Origin of the sequence: Streptomyces sp. NPDC058457 (assembly GCF_042720695.1) — a bacterium.
GTDB lineage: Bacteria > Actinomycetota > Actinomycetes > Streptomycetales > Streptomycetaceae > Streptomyces.
Genome location: NZ_JBHXLU010000006.1, coordinates 24532 through 43765, shown reverse-complemented (window position 1 = coordinate 43765; position 19234 = coordinate 24532). Strand labels below are relative to the sequence as shown.

Genomic DNA, 19234 nt, shown 5'->3' with positions numbered 1-19234 from the left:
TGCGTCAGCGGCTCGCACCAGGGTCGGACCCCGGTTCGCCGATCGCGCGGGGTATCTGTCTCCGGGAGGTGATGCCGAGCTTGCGGAACACCTTGTTCATATGGAACTCGACGGTCGAGGTGGTGACGAACAACCGAGTCGCGATCTCCGCGTTGGTAAGCCCCGAGGCGGCCATGGCGGCCACCTGCCGTTCCCGTGGCGTGAGATCGAACCTGGTCTCCTCCGTCCGCCTGCGGGCCTGCTCACCGGTGGCCGACAACTCGATCCGGGCCCGCTCGGCGTACGGCACCGCACCGAAGGCGTCGAAGCTCTCGTACGCGGCGCGCAACTGCTTCCTGGCATCGGAACGCCGCTTGCGGCGGCGCAGCCACTCGCCGAACAGCAGCTGCGACCGGGCGCGCTCCAGGGCCAGCGGAACCTGCCCCAGCAGCTCGACCGACTCCTGGTAGAGCTTCTCGGCGTCGTCACCGTCGGCCGTCAGCGCCCGGCCGAGGGCCAGGGCGCCCAGTGCCCAGGGCGTACCGGCGAGCGGGGCGCGCGCCTCCAGCCGGGCCAGGGCTGTTGCCGCGACGGCTCGGTCGCCCGTGCGCACGCCGGCCTCGACGACCAGCGGGAGGACGAGGTTGCCACAGGCCGGCGGGTCGGCCTCGAAAACCGCCCGCGCGTGCTGCGTCGCCTGCCGGTAGCGGCCCCGGCCCAGCTCGAACAGGGTCAGCGCGTGCTGTGCCAGCAGCTGGAGCAGGCCGTGGCCGATGCCCCTCATCTCGGCGGTCCGCCGCACCGCCGCCCGCAGTTCGGGCTCCTGACCGGTCAGGGCGAACAGGTGGAGCCGGTTGATGTCGCCGCCGCCGGGGAAGCCGGTGTCGGCCGCGATGTCGTCGAACTCGGCGTAGCGGACCTCCGCCTCCGTGAACCGTCCGTCCCAGAGGTCGCAGCGCGCCTCGACGAGCAGCGTCATGCTCAGCGCGTACAGTGCGCCGGCGCCGCGGTCCGCCGCCGCCAGGCGCCCGGCGAGTTCCCGCTCGGCCTGGACGTCCCACAGATCGTCGCAGGCCATGGACAGCGTCACCGCGAACGGGCTGTTCGCGTCCCCGAACTCGGCGCCGCCCCGCAGCTGTTCCAGGGCGGTACGCAGCACGGGCGCGCCGCGCTCGTAGCTCTCGGCCACACGCCGGGCCAGCCCCTCCGTCAGCAGGTCGCGGCCGTACGCGGGGGTGTCCGGGTCGTGCCGGACCGCGGTGACAGCCGCCGCGACCTCGGTCAACGACGTGCCCTGCGTACAGTCGTGGGCGACCAGTGCCGCATGCAGCGCCTCACGGAGCAGCTCCCGGGTCAGCCGCGGGTCCTGCGGACCGAGCCTGGTCACGGCGGCCATCAGCATCGCGGGGACGTCCGCGACGGCGATCTGGAACATCTGTACGGTCGCCCGTATCCGCAGTTCGCGCGTGCGCATCACCGGGCCACGGATGTCGCTGCCGGCCAGGTCCAGCGCGGTCCGTGCCGCCGACGCGTCCCCCGACATCAAGTGGGCCTGCGCCGCGTCGAGCAGCCGGTCCGCCCGTTTGCCCGGGTCGCCCGTGAAATCGGCGGCGCGTGACAGGAACAGGGCCTGCTGGGCGTAGCCGCCGCGGGAGCGGGCTCGCTCGGAGGCCGCCTCCAGGTCGTCGGCGACCGTGCCGTCGACACCCTCGGCGGCCTCGGCCCGGTGCCAGGCGCGGCGGTCGGCGTCCCGTACGGCGTCGCAGGCGGCGGCCAGTGCCGCGTGGACCCGGCGGCGCTCGCCGGGTTCGGCTCCGGCGTACACCGTCGAGCGGATCAGAGGATGCCGGAAGGCCGTCGGCATGCCCCGGCCGAGGATGCCCGCGGCGACCGCCGGCTCGACGGCGCGGGCCGACAGGCCCAGCCTCCCGGCGGCCCGCCACATCAGCCCCGTGTCGTCCGAGGGGGCCGCCGCGAGCAGCAGCAACAGGGTTCCGGTCGCCGACGGCAGGGCTTTGACCAAGCGCTGGAAATGGCCCTCCAGCAGACGGCCCACCGGCAGCGGATCGGGCAACGGGGCGATACCGGACAGCTGCTCGGCGGTCAGGGCGTCGGTCAGCTCCAGCAGCGCGAGCGGATTGCCGCCGGTGCCGACGACGATCCGGTCGGCCACGGCCGGGTCCACCCGCCGGGTGCCGGAGGTGAGCAGGATCCTGGCCTCCGACTCGGGCAGTCCGGGCACGCGTTGCGTGCTCAGCGCGTCGAACAGGCCCTTGTCCCCGAGCCCTTCACGGACGGCGATGATCAGGCCCAGGGAGTCGGCGTGCAGGCGGCGGGCGGCGAACGCGAGCGCCTCGGCCGACTCCCGGTCCAGCCACTGCGCATCGTCCACCAGGAACAGCAGCGGCTGATCGGCGGCGACCTCGGACAGCAGGGTCAGCGTCGCAAGACCGACCAGGTAGCGGTCCGCGGGCTGCCCCGACGCCAGGCCCAGGGCGGCGTCCAGCGCGGCCCGCTGCGGTTCGGGGAGCCGGGCCGCCCGGGTCAGGTACGGCCGCAGCAGCCGGTGCAGCGCGCCGAAGCCGAGACCGGTCTCCTGCTCGACCGCGGTCAGCCGGACCACGCGCAGTTCCGCGGCCCGGTCCGCGGCGTACTCCAGCAGCCGGGTCTTGCCGATTCCGGGTTCGCCGGTCAGGACCAGGGCTCCGCTCAGGCCGTCGCGCACCGCGTCGAGCAGCCGTCCGATGGCTTCCCGTTCGGCGTGCCGGCCGACCATGGCCATGGGCCGCCCGGATGCCTGCGATGCCTGCCGGTCGCCGTTCCACGCCATGGGACCGCTCCCCCGCTCGTCGACACTCCCGCACAGGGAACGCTAGGAGCGCCGCGCGGGCGGCATCGAGCGTCATGTGACGGTGGTCAGCGCAGTGTGCTGACGACCGTCCGCAGCTCGGCGCGCGAGACGACGCCCAGCTTGGGGAAGATCCGGTGGAGATGCGAGCTGACGGTGCGGTGCGACAGGTAGAGCCGCTGTCCTATCTCGCGGTTGGTCAGTCCCTCGGCGGCGAGCTGAACGATCTGCAACTCGTGGGCGGTCAGCCGGTCACGGGCGTCCGGGGCCCGGCGGCGGCTGGTCTCACCCGCGGCGCGCAGTTCCCGGCGGGCTTTCTCCCCCCAGGGGATCGCGCCGAGCGCGTCGTACATGTCGCGGGCCGCCCGGAGGTGGTCGCGGGACTCGACGCTGCGCCGCCGGCGCCGGAGCCATTCGCCGTAGGCCAGGTGGGTCCGGGCCCTCGTCAGCGGCCAGGCGCTGAGGTCGGCGCCCAGCGCGGCCGCGAAGAGCGGTTCGGCGTCCGCGTCGTCGGCGGCCAGCAGGGCCCGGACCAGACGCAGGTCGGCGTGGAGCACCGGCGCGGGGGTCACCGTGGCGACCTCTTCCAGCTCCGTCACGATCGGGAGCACGGATTCCAGCCGCCCGCAGCGCGTCGCCGCGTCGACGAGGTCACCCACGGTCGTCAGCCGCAGCGCCACCTGGAAGGCGGGATCCGCCGGATCGTGAAGCCGACGGAGATGACCGAAGGCCTCCTCGAACCGTCCCGCACCCAACGCGGCCAGCCCGCGTGCCATCGACGCGGTGGCCAGTACCGGACGCGCCCCGACCGGGAGCCCGATCTCCTCCGCCTCCTCGGCCAGCCGCAGGGCGGAATCCACCTCACCGCGCAACGCGGCCAGCTTGGCCGCGGTGGCGGTCATCAACCCGTACATCATCGTCTGGCTGGTCTCGCGCGCCAGCCTCCGCGACTCCTCGGTCGCGGCGATCGCCGCACCGAGATCGCCGACCACCAGGGCGCTCCACGCATCCGCACCGACCGTACGGGCCAGCAGTCCCAGGCGTCCCTGGGCACGCAGCGGCGCACCGCCGGCCGCTGAGAACGCCCGGGCCAGGCCGAAGCCGCCGGCGAGGAGCGAGGCGGTGCTGAGCATGCGGTAGGCACGGCCGTCGTCGCCCTCCTCCGGCGTGACATGCCGGGCGCGGTCCAGGACGAAGGCGCCGCGGTCGATCGGTGCGGCGTAGGCGCAGATGGCCAGCCGCCACGGATCGAGCTCGTCCAGCTCCATCCGCTCCACGGCCAGCAGGATCTTGCGGCGGCTCTCCGGGCCCGGCTCGGACCAGAAGCACAACTGTGCCGCGCTCCACAGGATCCGCAGCGCCAGCGCCTGGTCCTCGGCGGCCATCTCCTCGGCGAGTGCAGTCAGGGAGATGGCGCCGGACGAGTGGCTGCGCAGCCCCTCGTCGAAGCTGCCGCGAAGCCAGACGACCGTGGCGTGCTGCCGCCGCGACAGCGGCCCGGTGAGCGCCTGGTCCAGCAGCCGGGTCACGGTCTCGGGGCGACCGAGCTCGACGGCGAAGTCCGCCGCGCGCAGCAGCCGTTCGGCTCGGCGGTCGGCGTCCTCGCTGAGCGTGGCGGCCTGTTCGAGGGCCGTGACGGCCGCCGCGATGCCGCCGCGGCGTGCGGCCCGATGAGCGGCGTCCTCCAACGCGGCGGCGACCGTCTCCTTCGGGCTGTCGGTCGCGGCGGCCTGGTGACGTATCTGCCGGTCCGGGTCCCCGTCGAGCACGGCGGCGAGGGCGGCGTGCGCGGCGTGACGGACGCCGGTGGGCATGGTCTGTTGGATCGCCGACCGCATCAGCGGATGCCCGAAACGCAGTTCGGTGCCGACGACCTGGACGAGCCGGGCGCGCACGGCCGGGTCGAGCTCCGCGGCTCCGGCCGTCGCACCGGTGAACTCCCGGGTCGCGCGGTAGATCTCGGGGAGCGACGGGCTGTCGTCGAGGGCCGCGATCCGCAGCAGACCGCGGGTGATGTCGGGCAGGGTCTCCAGGCGGTCGGTGAAGGCCCGTTCGAGCCGCTCGGTAAGGGGCAGCCGGGAGACGTGCGGGTCGGCCGAAGCACCGAGGGTGCGCGACAGCTCGGTCAGGGCCAGGGGGTTCCCGGCCGCCTCGGCCAGCAGCCGGCGGTGCGCGGTGGGACGCAGGTCCGGGGCGCGGTCCGCCAGGAGTTCCGTGGCCTGGCCGTCCGTGAGCGGGTTCAGGGCTACGGAGGTGAGTTCGTCGGGGTTCAGACGCGACCGGTAGCCGTCGCGGGCGGCTCCCACCATGACCACCGGCTCCGTGCCGATCCTGCGGGCCACGAAGGCGAGGACGCCGGCGGTGGCGTCGTCGAGCCACTGGACGTCGTCGGCGAGGACCAGCACCGGCGCGAGCGCGGCCGCGTCCGCCAGGAGGTTGAGCACCGCCAGACCGACCAGGAAGACGTCGGGGACACCGGCCTCGGCGTGTCCGAGAGCCGTGTCCAGGGCCTGCCGGTGCGGCGCGGCGAGCTCGGCGGTTCCCACGCCCAACGGGCGGAGAACGAGCTGCAGACCGGCATACGGGATGTCGCTCTCGGCCTCGACACCGCTGGTGCTCAGAACCCGGTAGCCGAGCCCCTCGGCGAGAGCGGCGGTCTCGGTGAGCAACGCCGTCTTCCCGATGCCGGGCGCCCCGCGGACCAGCACCGCGCTCCCGTGGCTCCGCGGCTCGGTCAGCAGCCGGCGCAACAGATCCAGCTGATCGTCCCGGCCGATGAGCTCCACGTCGTCCCCCATCAGCCGGGTCCCCGGGCTCGGTCCGCCTGGACGATCAGGGTACTGCGCCGCGGCCGACGATCTGAGGGGGAAACAAGGACGGAACGAGCTGCCGCTCGGCCTCAACTCCAGGAACAGGCGGTGTCCGTCGGCAGTTCCGCGCGGGCATCAGGGAGCAGCCGCCCAGCGGCTCGGCGGCCGCCCACCTCGGCGCGGCCATCTCGGCGACGCATACGTGGCCGAGCATGAGTTCGCCCACGACGTCGACCAGGCCGATCGCCGCGGTGAGCGCCGCCGAGCTCGGTGAACTCCTGGCGGAAGACGGCAGGTGCCGGATCCTGCGAGGCGGCGTTCCGTCATCTGCGGTTCTCGTAGCCCCTCTCCTTCAGGCGGGAGTACTCACGACGTCGGTGGCGGGCCGGTCACCCGCAGGTGGAACGCCTCGGCCGAGGCGATCACCGCACCCAGGTCGAAGGCCGGCGGCAGGTCGCCGGCCTCCGCGACGACCGGGCTTCCGTTGGCCCTGAAGTACTCCTCTATGAAGGCCGGGCTGAACAGGACGGCCAGTCGTGCGCCCTCGGGTGAACGCACCAGGTAGCTGTGCGGGACACCGCGGGGTCCGTAGGCGACCTGGCCCGGTGTCAGGTCGTGGCGTTGGTCCCCGATGAAGAAGGTCACCTCGCCGTCCAGGACGAACCAGACTTCGTCCTCGTCCTCGTGGACGTGGTGCGGCGGTGCGTGCCCGGCGGGGTCCGCGAACTCCATCAGGCTGAGCTTGTTGTCGGTGGCGCTGCCGGGCAGCAGGATCCTGGCCTGGCCCCCGAGGAACCAGAACGGTTCGCGCTCCTTCGTCGGCTCGAAGGTGGGGAAGAATCGGGTCAAGGTAGCTCCTTCGGTCAGGGCTGTTCAGAAGCGGCTCGCCAGAAGGCGCTCGTCAGAGGGCGTCGAGCATGCCGCCGTCGATCCCGAAGTCCGCGCCGGTGATGTTTCCCGAGCGCCGGCTCGCCAGGTAGAGCACGAGGTCGGCGACCTCGGCAGGGGTACTGAACCGGCCGGTGACCGCCGCCCCGGCGGCGTTGCGGGCCACCTCGCCCGGATCGACGCCCAGCGACCGCCCGACGGTGTCGGCGACGCCGCCCGCGCCCTGCCACAGCGCGGTCTCGACCGGCCCGGGACTCACCGTGTTGACGCGGACGCCCTCCGGCCCGACCTGTTTGGACAGCGCCTTGCAGAAGTTCGTCAGCGCCGCTTTGGCGGCGCTGTAGTCGATGACCAGCGGATCGGGCAGGCGGCCGTTGACCGAGGAGACGGTGACGATCCGCCCGCCGCCGCTCGCGATCAGGTGGGGCAGCGCGGCCCGGGTGGCCCGCACCGCGGTCATGAAGTTGATCGTGAAGGCCCAGTCCCAGTCGGCGTCGGAAACGGCCCGGAAGCCGTCCACCCGCGGCCGCACCGCGCCGACGTTGTTCACCAGCACGTCGACACCGCCGTACGCGGCGACCGCCTCCGCCATCAGGGCGGCCGGGGCGTCGGGTTCGGTCAGGTCCAGTTCGACGACGGTGAGTTCGGCGCCGCCCTTGACCAGGGAGTCGAGGGCGTCGGTACGACTCCTCGAACCGGCGACGACACGGGCACCGGCGCCCAGCAGGGCCTCGACGACCGCCAGGCCGATCCCGCGCCCGGCCCCGGTGACCACGGCGTTCTGTCCGGCCAGACCGAGGTCGAAGCCGGCGGGCCCGAAGCTGCCGGACGTCATCGCGCGGCCCCCGGATCCTGTCGGGCCAGCCAGGCCAGGACCGTCTCGGCGACCTCGCGCCAGCCGCTGTCGACGGTCAGGGAGTGCCCGCGGTCGGGGAAGCCGATGATGTCGGTGACGGCGTCGGAGTGCCGGTACTGCTTGAGGGTGGCGCGGGTGACGGTCTCGGGAACGGTGTGGTCCTTGCCGCCCGAGATCAGCAGCAGCGGGCCCCGTCCGGAGTTCTCCGTGGCGACCTTCGCCGGGGAGTGCGGGTTGAAGTTCGCCGAGGCGGCCTCGTAGAGCGGCTTGCCGGGGGCCGGGATGGTCCAGTGTTCGTACAGCTCCGCGGACTCCTCCTCGGAGATCGCGTTGCCGAAGGCGAACCGGAACTGCTCGGCGGTCAGGGACACCGCGCGGCGCCTGTTGGCGGGGTTCCTGAACACCGGGAGGGTGGCTTTGAGCGCCGACAGCGGCACCGGCAGGACGCCCTTGATCTGCGCGGCGTCGATCGCGACGGCCGCGGCGGCGCGGTCCTGGCCGAGCAGCTTCTGCGCGATCATGCCGCCGAACGAGTGACCGATCAGGACGGGCGGCGTGGGCAGTTCGGCGATCAGCGCCGCGTAGTGCTCGACGACGTCGTCGATGCCGTGGTCGGCGATGCTCTCCGGGTTCGCCCGGGCCTCCGCCACGGTGTCGGGGTCGCCCGGCCAGCCCGGGGCGGACGGGTCGTAGCCCTCCTGACGGAACAGGTCGATCCACGGCTGCCAGGAGGCGCTGTGCAGCCACAGTCCGTGGATGAAGTAGACGGGGATCGGGGCGGCGGTCATGGCTCGGCCCTCCTGCGTGACGAAGTGTCGTTCCTGCGGTGGCTCACACAACCTGGTTCCCGGCGCGCTCGAACCGTGGTGGCACCCCAGTCCTTCACGGCCGGACGCCGAACGGCCCCAGGACCCCGGCGTCGATCCGCGGCGACTCCAGCAGGGTCTATGCGTTGTCCACGGTGAAGACGTCGGCGGCGGCCAGGAACCCGGCGACCGCACGCCCGGCGCCGGCGTCTGTCCGTCGGCGCCAACGTCGTGCTTTACCGGGCAGGTCCACAGACTGCCCGACGCGCCGGAAGCTGACGGGGCCATGATCACTCGGCCAAAGCAGCGCCACCCCAAAGCCGCTCCACCGACCTGATTCGATTTGAGACCCTAGCTTTCGAGAGCGGAAAAAACTCCCCGCAGCATCCCGGAAAGTTGCGCGGCGTCACCGCGTGTCATTCGACTCGGAAACCACTCGATGAAAACCTCATAGATGCCTCGTTGCCCGGGATGCCGCACCGCTTTATCTTTGTAAGACTGTATCGCCTGGTCAACTCGCCTATTTAGAATCTTTCTCATTCTCTCGTTCTTGACATTTTCCAGAGAAACACGACTGGTCGGCGCCAGGCGCAGTACCAGTAGGGGGCGGTATTCACGGCCAGCTAGCTTCTCTCGCCACTCGATAGAAGCCTCCCAGGATCCTGACGCACTGAGGAAAGAAGCAACTTCTTCTTGTCTCTGCGCCTTGCGTGTAATCTGGAAAGCAAGCTCCTTGGCGTATTGGATGGTAGTAATCTTGGCGTCCAGCTCCGTGTGTTGGAGGTCATTGTGAATTTCCCCAAGGCGCCCTACCACTTCAGAAAATTCCTGAATGCGCTGCTGAGGGTCAAAGCTCACGCATTCCTCATAGAGCTTGATGAGCTTTGATGTCGTTTCATTGGAGCAGGAGTTCTTGACGACACCATTCAGCTTCTCCGCGTTTCCTGTAATGTTGAGAGGGTCAGGATCGCGGTTGATGAAGCAGAAGGCGAGAAGCTGTCCAAAGGAGAACACGTCGAGGGTTGGCTCTCTACTGTAAGCCGCTTTCGGGTCGAAAGCGATGTACTGCTCAGGGGCGGCGTAATAAACCACCCCCATAGCGCTCTTAGTGGCTCTCTGGGTCTGCGTACTGAACCAGGCCAGATCAAAATCGGTGAGGTAGGGAAGGTACTCCCCCTCGCCCGAATATCGACATACGATGTTTTCCGGCTTGATGTCGCGGTGAATTACGCCGTGCGAGTGCGCATGTTCGATAGCCTCGGCCGACTTTAGGAGAAGTGAGATGATTTCTACGGGAGAAAGGAATGTGCCCGGCTGCAATTCCCGCAAGTTGCTGCCGTCGACATAATCCATTACGAAGCCTGTTGGGCAGTCGCTATAGCGGTGAACCCTTACAATCCGAGGGTGAGCCAGCAACTGCATAGCTTCGTAGCCATTGCGGAACCGCTTCACTTTTTCGCGATCGCGCAGCTCGTGCGGATGGTAGACCTTGTAGGCGAAGGCGGATCCGACACCTTCTTGGTCTTCCACCTTGAAAACCGAGCCAAATCCCCCGGCTCCGATTTGCTTGGTGACTACGCCTTCCCTCGTCTTCGTGTCAACTTCGATCAGCCCCAGCTCAGTCTGGTAGCGCGTAAGCGTGTCGCGCGCCTGCTTGTACTTTGGTCGCGTGGATAGTCCTCGAATTCTATCCTTCTCGTCAAACCACTTCGAAATGTTCTCCAGCCTACGGCATGAAGCGTAATGACCGCTACTGCGCCAAGCGTTGATATCGAATCCGGACTTGAATCTGTTATAGGAGTCCAGGAACTCCTGAGCCTCCTGTTCATAGCGTTCATACTCTGATTCCGGAGGCGGGGGTCCAAGTTCTGGCGTGAATCCGCTGCCAATTAAGAGACGTCCACGAACTCGCCCTCCAAAAACTGGTAGCTGCTCTTTATCTGAGCTGCCTTTCGACATCTCGCGTGATATCACCTCGTAGATACTGTGAGCGGTCACACTGCCTGTGTGATCCGCTGCGGCGCCAGTTAGCGAGTAAAGAAGGTAGTAAGTGAAAATTCCATGCCCAAGGTTATTCACTTCCCAAGCGCTTTGATTCTCGGAACATGCAGCCACTACAGCTGAAGAGGACTCGACTTGTCTCACGACCTCCAGGACTTCCGAATTGCGCAATTCTGAGACGCGCATTACGGATCCGTTGCGGCCGGTTACAGCGCCTCCGGAGTGGCAACAGTCAAGAAGTATGAGTACTTGCGAGTCTTGGGAGTCACTCGGTTCCAAGATCCGAAGAATGTCAGGGAGTGGGACGCCTTCATCGAAATCGCGATTATCGCATGTGACAATATAGTGCCCGAGTTCTGTCGACGCGCCATGCCCGGAAAAATAGAAAAGAATCTTGTCTGCGCCAGAGTTTTTGGCATCAAGCAGCCATCTCAGAATATTTGTTTTCGTGGCTTGCTCATTCTGGAGAAGCGTCACATTGAAGTCGTACTCCGGCATCTCCAGGATGGCTGCTACTTGATCAGCGTCATGGGCACTGCATGAGAGCTTCGGCCAGCGGTCCTTATAGGAATCAATGCCCACAACCAAAGCGAGCGCTAGTCCCATGGGTCCTCCTTGTGACGTGTAGCACACCACCCTAGTGCGCGTCACAAGGCCGGGCGGGACGTTTGGCAAACATCCGCTGCAGCGATGCCGAAGATACGACGGGAAACAGCGGGGAATCACGGCGAAAGCAGCCGAGCCCGACAGGGCTACACCCAAGCTGTTCACCCAGTTCAGCGCTCGAACCGGCCCCGAATGATCGCAGCTTCCCAAGCCGAGAGCGCGAGTTCGATCCTCGTCACCCGCTCCATGATTGAGGCCCAGGTCAAAGACCCGGGCCTTGTTGTTGTGTCTGGAGCTCGTTCGCACTTCCCTGGACCCGTCCCAGGAACCGGACGCCCCCCCGTCAGGGCACGAGGTTCCTGCGACGTCACAAGCCGCACGCCCAGAGCGTGTGCCTGTTGCTCGGTTGAGGACTCGGCAGAGACGGCGGAGGGCCCGAAAGAGCCCTCTGCCCACGGATCTCCCGCGGGCAGAGGGCTCCTTCTTGAGGTACGGCCGACGGTTCAGCCGATGGTTGCGATGCCGTCGGTGGTGACGGTCGGGCGGCCCGCGGTGCCGACCACGACGATCTTCAGGGTGTGCTTGGCGGACGTCGACCAGGTCTTGGTCCAGATCGCCTGGCGGTAGAGGGTGGTGGAGGACTTCAGGTCCACCGTGGTGACCTTGGTGCCGTCGACGTAGATATACGCCTGGCCTGAGGTGGCGGCCCGCGAGACGATCCAGGCCACTGAGCGTCCGGTGAAGGTCCAGCTGATCGAGGCCCCGGCGGACGAGGCACCGTAGGAGTACCCGCCCAGGTAGCTGGTGCTGCTCTTGTGCGTCCAGGTGCCGGTCCGGGTGGTGGAGGTCTCCTGGATGATGTTCGGCGTCCGGTGGACGGAGGCGCCGGTGGCGTTGCCGGCCACGTCGTACGCCTTCAGGGCGAACAGGTCCGACGTGCCGGGCTTGGCCCCGGTCGACCAGGAGGTCGCCGTCGGGCCGAAGGTGGCCGAGGACGGCGAGGTCGCCATGACTTTGGCGAGCGCCGCGCTGTCGGCGGCCTTCCAGGTCACCGTGACCGGGACAGCGGTGGAGTTCACCGTGCCGGTGCGCACCCGCACGCCGGGAGCGGTCGGGAACGTGGGCGCGGTGGTGTCGCCGACCAGAGTGACCGAGCCGGACAGCGTGGTCGCCCCTCGGACGTGGGTGGCGCGCACCTGGACGGTGTGGCTGCCGGAGGCGACCGAGACCGAGGCGGAGCGGGCGGAGCCGGAGGTGTGGGCCACGGCCTTGCCGTCGACCAGGACGTCGAAGCCGGAGATCACCGCGGACGGCGTGGCGGTCGTCCAGCTCACCGTGGCCGCGCCCTTGGTGTAGTAGCTCGTCCCGGACTCGGCCGCCCCGCCGGACATCCCGGTGACGGAGACCGCGCCGACCGGGCCGGCCGCGTAGGAGCGGATCGTGCTCAGGGCGTTGTAGAGCTGGTTGCCGGGGCAGTCGGTGGCGAAGCCGTTGCGGTGCCCGGAGATCGCGTTGAAGCTGTAGCTCTTGCCCAGGGTGAAGCCGTAGCTGTCGGAGGCGCCCTCCGGCAGGGACGCGGTACCGGTGCCCGGGTTCACGCCGGTCATGCCGAACTTCCAGGCCGCGATGCGGGCGATGGAGCCCAGCATCGCCTGGCTCGGCGCGGCCCCGGTGAAGGTGCTGGCCGTGGAGTCGCCGCCGCTGAGGTCGGTGTACGTGCCGATGGCGGCCACGCCCATGCTGTTGGTGTTGAACCCGTAGGTCTGGGCGCCGACGACGGGTAGCGCCATCCCGCCGAAGCGGCCCTCGAAGATGGTGCCGCACTTGTCGACGAGGAAGTTGTACCCCAGGTCGCGCCAGCCCTGGTTGAGGTGCTCGGCGTAGATGCCGCGCACGATCGCCGGGGAGTCGGCACAGGAGTAGTTGTTGGTGGTGTCCGTGTGGTGGACGAACATCACCTTCGCCGCCGAGCCGTACGACGGGTAACCCGATTCCCGCGCGCACTCGTCCGCGCCCCAGCCGGCCCGGGTCACCACAGTGGGCGGCGCCACCGTCGAGACGGTCGCGGCCGGCATCGGGTCGGGCGGGGTCGGCGACGCCGACGCGGACGGGCCGGCCGAGGAGGTCGTGCAGGACGGATACGCCTCGGACGTCGTCGGAAGCTGGCTGGGCCAGGCCGTCGGGGACGCGCTCGGCGAGGTCGAGGCGGAGGTCCCGGTGGACGGGGTGGCGGATGTGGAGCCCGTGGCCGTGGAGGTGTCCGTGGGCGACGCGGAGTCCGCCGCGGTCGGGGTGTCCGAGGCGCCGGTGCCCGTGGTGGCCGTCGCGGTGTCGGTCGGGGCGGAGCTGTCCGTCGGCGAGGTGGTGTCGGTGGCCGTCGGGGAGGCGGTGTCGGAGGCCGTCGCATCCATGGCGTAGTCCGCCAGACCCATGCCGGAGTGCTGTGCCCCGCCGGTGGCGGGCTTGCCCGGATCGACCAGGTCCACCCGCAGCCCGGCGGGCAACGCGGTGGTCCTGCCCGCGCCGGTCGCGCGGACCTGGACTCCGTTCGACGGCCCCGACCACATCGGGGACATCCCGCCGCGCACACCGGGACGGTTCAGCTCAGCGGCGTCGGGGAGCTCGTCCGGCTGCTGCATCTTCAGCCACTCGGTCCAGTGACCGTCGGCGGCGGAACGGGTCCGCACCTCCACCGTGCCGTGCAGCTTGGCGTGCGCGCCGTTCCAGGTGACACCGACCATGCTGAACGGAGCCGTGGACCGGGCCCCCAGCGTCTTGAGCGACGCGCCGGCTCCGGTCAGGGACAGCGAGTGGACATGCGTCTTGATCGGTCCCTGCGCGGCCGGCGCTCCATGGCCTGGTGAGCCGGCCATGGCGACGGTCGCCACAGCCACGCCGCCACCGGCGACGACCGCCCCCAACGCCACCCACGTCCGCTTCTTCGGACCAGCTCGACGCCGACCGCGCCGAACACCATGTTCAGTTCTCATGCCCCACCCAGAAGCCCCGTTGTAGTTGTCATCAGCCATCGCAGGGCACAGCCGTCACCGGAGTGCCCTGGAATACCAGCGCACCCGAACGATCAAGCGTCACCTTTCCCGGACCCGGGCAGGGACGGACGCACGCCAACGGCGGCTTTCGCGGCCCTTGCACACCGGAAAGCGTGAGGGTCGGCCCTTGGTACCGAGGCGTTCGAGGATCGCGGCGCAGAAGGATCTTCATGCCTCCGCACCGGGCCGGGTCACTCCACTCGGCCGAACGCGACCGCCCATCGGGCCCCCACCGTCCTCGGGCCGCCTACGCTGCTACAGGAGTCTGCATCTGCAATCCGACGTCAGGTCAGAGCCTGCACGGCCACACAGGCACCCTCGCTTCTCAAGCTGAGAGCGCGAGTTCGACTCTCGTCACCCGCTCCTCTTGAAGCCCCAGGCCAGTGGCCTGGGGCTTGTTCATCGCTCGACACCGAGGCTGCGCCGCTCGTCACGGGCTTGTCCGCGATGGCGGAAGTCGGACCGGCCTCGGCACGCCCGCGACGGCGGCCGGTGGCTCGTGAACCGTGAGTTTCGGGTGGTCGATGTCGGGGAGCCAGTCACGCTGCGGTGTGTAGTCCAGCCAGCGCCGAGTACGGCCGGCTTCGGCGAAGCCTCGTAGCAAGGTGTCGAGTCCGGGGTGGCGGGAGGACTCGAGCCAGGCAAGCGACCACGCGTACAGCGGTGTCGGGTCGGCGAGGGGGATACAGCGCAGGCCCGCGTGGTCCGGCAGCGGCGCGTCGGCGGGGAAGAGGGTGAAGGCGTCGGGCTCGGTGCGGATGTGCCGTACAAGATGGTCCAGGCCCAGATTGGGGCCGTCGTGCCGGCGCGGTATCCGGAATTCGTCGGCGAAGCGGCGCAGGAAGTCGAGGCGGGTCAGTTCCGCCGGACACCACAGCACGCTGTCGCGCAGGTCCGCAGGGCGCAGTACGTCGGCGACGGCCAGTGGGTGGGACGGGCCGACGACCGCGTCGACGGGTTCCAGCCGTACCAGCCGCTGGGTGAGGCCCGCGTCCCGGCCGTCGGGGAGCGGATGCACCCGGCCGAATCCCAGATCGGTGTCGCCGCGCAGCAACGCCTCCGCCACCGACGGCCAGTCCCGTCCCGGGCTCGGCTCCCACCGCACCGGGCCGAGTGCCTGTACGGCGTCGGCGACCGTGCGCATCGGTGCGTACAGATGTCCCCAGGTGTCGATCCGTACGACCGGTCCGGCACCCGTCACCGCCGCGATCGCGCGATCGCCCGCAGCGAGCGCCTCGCGTGCGGCCGGCAGAAACCGCTCCCCGGCCTCGCTCAGCCGGACCCCACCCTGGCGCTCGAACAGCTGCACGGACAGCAGCTTCTCCAGCCGCGCTATGCGCTTGGACAGTGCCTGCTGGCTGGTGCCCAGCTCATCGGCGGCCCTCCCGAAGTGCAGGGTCCGGGCTGTCGCGACAAAAGCGCGGACCAGCGCGAGATCGAGGTCCATGCCATTGACCTTATGCGACAACCGGGCGTTGTCGGCCGGGCTGATTCGTTGTTGGCCGAGCCCCCGCTCCGCCCGGTCGGATGGTCCCCGAGGACACCGCCACCGAGGGGAAGATCACGATGAAAGCCTTCATACCGACCGGAGATCCCTCCGAGCCGGTCGTGCTCGCCGATGTCGCGGAGCCGACGCCTCGCCCCGACGAAGTGCTGGTGAAGGTCGAAGCCTTCTCCGTCAACCGGGGTGAGACGTTCAAGCTGGCGAAGCCCGCCTCCGGCGACCGGCCGGGCAAGGACATCGCGGGGCTGGTGGTGCAGTCGGCCGCCGACGGCAGCGGACCGTCCGGGGTCACCCGGGTCGTCGGCCATCCCATGGGAGGCGGCTGGGCGGAGTACGTGGCCGTGCCGACCGACGCGCTCGCCGAGCTGCCGGACAGCGTCTCCGCGGTCCAGGGCGCGGCGCTGCCGCTTGCCGGGCTCACCGCGCTGCGGCTGCTGCGCGCCGCCGGACCTGTGCTGGGACGGCGGATCCTGCTGACCGGTGCTTCCGGGGGTGTGGGCCACTTCGTCACCGAGCTCGCGACCGCCGCCGGGGCCCAGGTCACCGCCGTGACCAGGAACGCCGAGCGCGGCGCGCGGCTCGCGGAACTCGGCGCCACCGATGTCGTCCACCACGTCACCGATGCTCAGGGCCCTTACGACATCGTGCTGGAGTCGACCGGCGGGCCGGCACTCTCCCTCGCGCTCGCGCGGCTCGCCAGGCGCGGCACGGCGATCTGGTTCGGGCAGGCCAGCCGCATGCCGGCGACGCTCGACTTCTTCGACTTCTTCACCGGACCCGAGTCGGCCACCATCCGTCATTTCCACTACCTCGACGCGGACAGCCGCCTCGACGACGATCTGGCGGCGCTCGTCCGGCTGACCGCCGAAGGCCGACTGCACCCCGAGATCGGCCGTGTCACCGACTGGGCCGACACCGCGACCGTCCTCGCCGCCCTGCGCGACCGCCGCATCCGCGGCAAGGCCGTCCTCACCCTGTCCTGAACCCCGCCACCCTGTCCTGAACCTCACCGAGACGACCGGCGGCAAGACCGGCCGAAGGAGCAGAATCATGACCACCAGCGACCCCCGGGCCGTCGTCATCCGCTATGTCGAGGCCGTCCGCGACGGCGACGGCGATGTCATCCACGACAGCTTCCACGCGGACGCGACCTGGCACTATCCGGGCGACCTGCCCATCTCCAAGGTGTGGCACGGACGCGACGCGATCATCAACGAGTTCCTCGGCGGCATGGGACCTGCCTTCGTCCCCGGCACCCTGGCAATCGAACTGGTCAGCACCATCGCCGAGGGCGACCGCGTGGTGGCCGAATGGACCGCCAGGGCCACGACCGTGCGCGGCGACACCTACGACAACCGCTGCCTCGGCATCTACACGGTCCGCGACGGCAGGATCGCGTCGGTCGTCGAATACGCCGACACCCGGCACGTGGCCGCAACCCTCTTCCCGGACGAGGACGCTCACCGTCCCGCCGGCACCGAGTGACCCGCCCCGAGGACGCGGGCCTCGTCGATCATTGCGCTCCGGCGGGTCCCTCCACGGCCTGCCGGTACGGAACCGTGCTCCTGCGACGGCGACCCTTCGGGCCGGCACCCGCTTCGAAGGCTGACGCCCCTTGACCCGCGAAGAGGGGCTCCCCGCGGTTCCGGGTCACCGGCGTACGGGCGGGCGCCACCGGCGTCGCCGAAGCCACCGGCGGAAGGGGGACGGGAAGTTGCAAGCGCTGCTCGACCCGTGAAGCGGGACGGAGGCATCTGCTCTGCCGGACCGCGTCACTCACCCCCTGCTCTCTTGGGTTACTAAATCACGGCATATGCCGCATATCGCTGATTCGATGAGATGTCGAACAGTCGATCAGTGGACGCCCAAGGGGACGCCGGGCCGGCTCCGGCCGGTTCGCGGTGCACGTTGCGCGTGCCGCTCCTTCCGCGAAAGGACGTTTGGGACTCATGACCGTCAACGGCAAGAAGAAGGCTGCGTCGCCGCCGAGGAAATCCGCCTCTGCCCAGGACAAGCTGATCGACTCCCTGAAGCAGTACATCCGCACGCGAGGACCGGACCTGCTGAAGGACCCCAACGTGTCGTCCGTCGGCATCGGCCAGAAGATCAAGAACGGGGTGCGGGGCAAGCAGGTCGTGCTGCAGTTCACGGTCGACAGCAAGGCCGAGCCGGAGGCGCTGGAGGCACTGGGCACGACCCGGATACCGGACACCGTCACGGTGGACGGCATACAGGTGCCGACCGACGTCGTCCAGCGCAGCTACACGCCGCACTTCCGGGTGGTGGCCGAGGCGGAGCAGCCGGAGCGCAAGAGGCACCTCGACCCGATCATCCCGGGAGCGAGCGTCGGAGGTGTGACCGTGACGGCCGGCACCATCGGCTGCATCGTGTTCGACAAGACGGACGGCACCCCGTACGTGCTCAGCAACTGGCATGTCCTGCAGGGCCCGGACGGTCAGCTGGGCGAGGAGATCGTGCAGCCCGGCCGGTTCGACGACAACCGCGTCTCCCGCAACCACCTCGGCGCCCTCAAGCGCTCCCATCTCGGTCCGGCCGGTGACTGCGCCGTCGCGACCATCGACGGCGGACGCACGTTCGACCCGAAGATCCTGGACCTCGGCGTGGCACCCCAGGAGCTGGGCGAGCCGGAGCTGGGCGACAAGGTGATCAAGAGCGGCCGTACGACGGGCGTCACGCACGGGATCGTGCGCCGTATCGGGACCATGGTCAAGATCGACTATGGGGGCGACGTCGGCGAGCGGACCATCGGGTGCTTCGAGATCGGGCCCGACAGCGAGCACCCGGCCGCGGACCGGCAGATCAGCAGCGGCGGCGACTCTGGCGCGGCGTGGCTGTTCAAGCAGAACGGCCGGCCCGGCAAGGTCATCGCCGGACTCCACTTCGGCGGCGAAAGCGCCGGCGACCCGGACGACCACGCACTGGCCTGCCTGTCGAGCTCCGTGTTCGAGAAGCTCGGCATCAGCCTGCAGCAGCCCACCCCCGAGGAAGTGCAACCCCTGCTGGGCTACAACCCGCAGTTCCTCGACGAGCAGATCGACGTCCCGCGACTTTCCGCACAGCTCAGCGGCGACGCCGTACGGCTCGACGGGACCGAGGTCATCGACTACACGCACTTCTCGCTGACGCTCAGCAAGAAGCGGCGCCTGCCCATATGGGTGAGCTGGAACATCGACGGCGCCAGCCTGAAGAAACTCAGCCGCTCCGGGATCCCGTTCACCAAGGACCCGCGACTGCCCGCGAACACCCAGGTCGGCAACGAACTGTACGAGACCAACCGGCTCGACCGCGGCCACATAGCCCGCCGCGCCGACCTGCTGTGGGGCAGCCTGCCCGAGGCGCACAAGGCGAACACCGACTCGTTCTTCTACACCAACATCACCCCCCAGATGGACGACTTCAACCAGAGCGCCAAGGACGGCCTGTGGGGCGAGCTGGAAGACGCCGTCTTCGCCGACGTCGACGTCGACGACCTCAAGGTCAGCGTCTTCGGCGGACCGGTCTTCCAGGAGGACGACCGCGTGTACCGCGGGGTGAAGATACCCCGCGAGTTCTGGAAGGTCATCGGCTTCGTCGAGCGGGGTGAGCTGAAGGCCAAGGCGTTCCTGCTCACGCAGAACCTGGACCAGCTCGAAGTCCTCGACCTCGACGAGTTCCGCGTCTTCCAGGTCACCCTCGACGAGCTCGAACAGCGCACCCACATCCGCTTCCCCGCCACCCTCCACAAAGGCGACCACCTGCTCGTACCCGAGTCCGTGGCCGAGCGGATGCCATTGGACACACTGGCCGACATCCACTGGGGCTGATCCGCCGGATCCCCCGGCCCGTGCGCATGGGTGTACCCCGTCCGTCTCACGGACGCGGTACA

Annotated in this window: 11 protein-coding genes; 3 read left to right on the top strand and 8 right to left on the bottom strand. The window is 69.4% G+C overall.

Annotated elements, in window-relative coordinates; genetic code table 11:
• Nucleotides 1-4 precede the first annotated feature (4 nt).
• From ACFWPS_RS07155 to ACFWPS_RS07120, 8 genes are all read right to left on the bottom strand, one after another.
• Nucleotides 5-2809 (bottom strand): AAA family ATPase, encoded by a 2805-nt coding sequence (locus ACFWPS_RS07155; RefSeq protein ID WP_383701954.1) that lies wholly within the window; start codon nt 2807-2809, stop codon nt 5-7.
• A gap of 86 nt (nt 2810-2895) precedes the next feature.
• On the bottom strand, nt 2896-5625 hold the full coding sequence (locus ACFWPS_RS07150) for an AAA family ATPase (protein ID WP_383701952.1): 2730 nt from the start codon (nt 5623-5625) through the stop codon (nt 2896-2898).
• Nucleotides 5626-6003: 378 nt separating this feature from the next.
• Complete coding sequence (locus ACFWPS_RS07145) at nt 6004-6486, bottom strand: cupin domain-containing protein (RefSeq protein WP_383701950.1); 483 nt, start codon at nt 6484-6486, stop codon at nt 6004-6006.
• Between the two features lie 52 nt (nt 6487-6538).
• Nucleotides 6539-7360: an SDR family NAD(P)-dependent oxidoreductase gene (locus tag ACFWPS_RS07140; RefSeq protein ID WP_383701948.1), complete on the bottom strand. Its 822-nt coding sequence runs from the start codon at nt 7358-7360 to the stop codon at nt 6539-6541.
• A complete protein-coding gene (locus tag ACFWPS_RS07135) occupies nt 7357-8169 on the bottom strand; it encodes an alpha/beta hydrolase (protein WP_383701946.1) in 813 nt (270 codons plus the stop codon). The genes ACFWPS_RS07140 and ACFWPS_RS07135 overlap by 4 nt, the downstream gene beginning before the upstream one ends.
• A gap of 369 nt (nt 8170-8538) precedes the next feature.
• A complete protein-coding gene (locus tag ACFWPS_RS07130; RefSeq protein ID WP_383701944.1) occupies nt 8539-10794 on the bottom strand; it encodes a caspase family protein in 2256 nt (751 codons plus the stop codon).
• 503 nt (nt 10795-11297) lie between these two features.
• The gene (locus ACFWPS_RS07125; RefSeq protein WP_383701942.1) at nt 11298-13721 is read right to left on the bottom strand and encodes an N-acetylmuramoyl-L-alanine amidase; all 2424 of its coding nucleotides are present in this window, start codon (nt 13719-13721) and stop codon (nt 11298-11300) included.
• A 553-nt stretch (nt 13722-14274) separates the two neighbouring features.
• On the bottom strand, nt 14275-15291 hold the full coding sequence (locus ACFWPS_RS07120) for a LysR family transcriptional regulator (protein ID WP_383701940.1): 1017 nt from the start codon (nt 15289-15291) through the stop codon (nt 14275-14277).
• Between the two features lie 119 nt (nt 15292-15410).
• On the opposite strand from ACFWPS_RS07120, the gene ACFWPS_RS07115 reads away from it, so the two are divergent.
• The 3 genes from ACFWPS_RS07115 to ACFWPS_RS07105 all read left to right on the top strand — a co-directional run bounded on the left by ACFWPS_RS07115 (nt 15411) and on the right by ACFWPS_RS07105 (nt 19172).
• On the top strand, nt 15411-16331 hold the full coding sequence (locus tag ACFWPS_RS07115) for a zinc-binding dehydrogenase (protein ID WP_383701938.1): 921 nt from the start codon (nt 15411-15413) through the stop codon (nt 16329-16331).
• Nucleotides 16332-16398: 67 nt separating this feature from the next.
• Nucleotides 16399-16833, top strand: a complete 435-nt coding sequence (locus ACFWPS_RS07110; RefSeq protein WP_383701936.1) for a nuclear transport factor 2 family protein — start codon at nt 16399-16401, stop codon at nt 16831-16833.
• A gap of 464 nt (nt 16834-17297) precedes the next feature.
• The gene (locus ACFWPS_RS07105) at nt 17298-19172 is read left to right on the top strand and encodes a DNA/RNA non-specific endonuclease (RefSeq protein WP_383701934.1); all 1875 of its coding nucleotides are present in this window, start codon (nt 17298-17300) and stop codon (nt 19170-19172) included.
• Nucleotides 19173-19234 lie beyond the last annotated feature (62 nt).

Bases quoted from the DNA above. Each gene is read 5' to 3' on its own strand.
- ACFWPS_RS07155 (WP_383701954.1), bottom strand. From the start codon at position 2,809: ATGGCGTGGAACGGCGACCGGCAGGCATCGCAGGCATCCGGGCGGCCC.
- ACFWPS_RS07150 (WP_383701952.1), bottom strand. From the start codon at position 5,625: ATGGGGGACGACGTGGAGCTCATCGGCCGGGACGATCAGCTGGATCTG.
- ACFWPS_RS07140 (WP_383701948.1), bottom strand. From the start codon at position 7,360: ATGACGTCCGGCAGCTTCGGGCCCGCCGGCTTCGACCTCGGTCTGGCC.
- ACFWPS_RS07135 (WP_383701946.1), bottom strand. From the start codon at position 8,169: ATGACCGCCGCCCCGATCCCCGTCTACTTCATCCACGGACTGTGGCTG.
- ACFWPS_RS07130 (WP_383701944.1), bottom strand. From the start codon at position 10,794: ATGGGACTAGCGCTCGCTTTGGTTGTGGGCATTGATTCCTATAAGGAC.
- ACFWPS_RS07120 (WP_383701940.1), bottom strand. From the start codon at position 15,291: ATGGACCTCGATCTCGCGCTGGTCCGCGCTTTTGTCGCGACAGCCCGG.
- ACFWPS_RS07115 (WP_383701938.1), top strand. From the start codon at position 15,411: ATGAAAGCCTTCATACCGACCGGAGATCCCTCCGAGCCGGTCGTGCTC.
- ACFWPS_RS07110 (WP_383701936.1), top strand. From the start codon at position 16,399: ATGACCACCAGCGACCCCCGGGCCGTCGTCATCCGCTATGTCGAGGCC.
- ACFWPS_RS07105 (WP_383701934.1), top strand. From the start codon at position 17,298: ATGACCGTCAACGGCAAGAAGAAGGCTGCGTCGCCGCCGAGGAAATCC.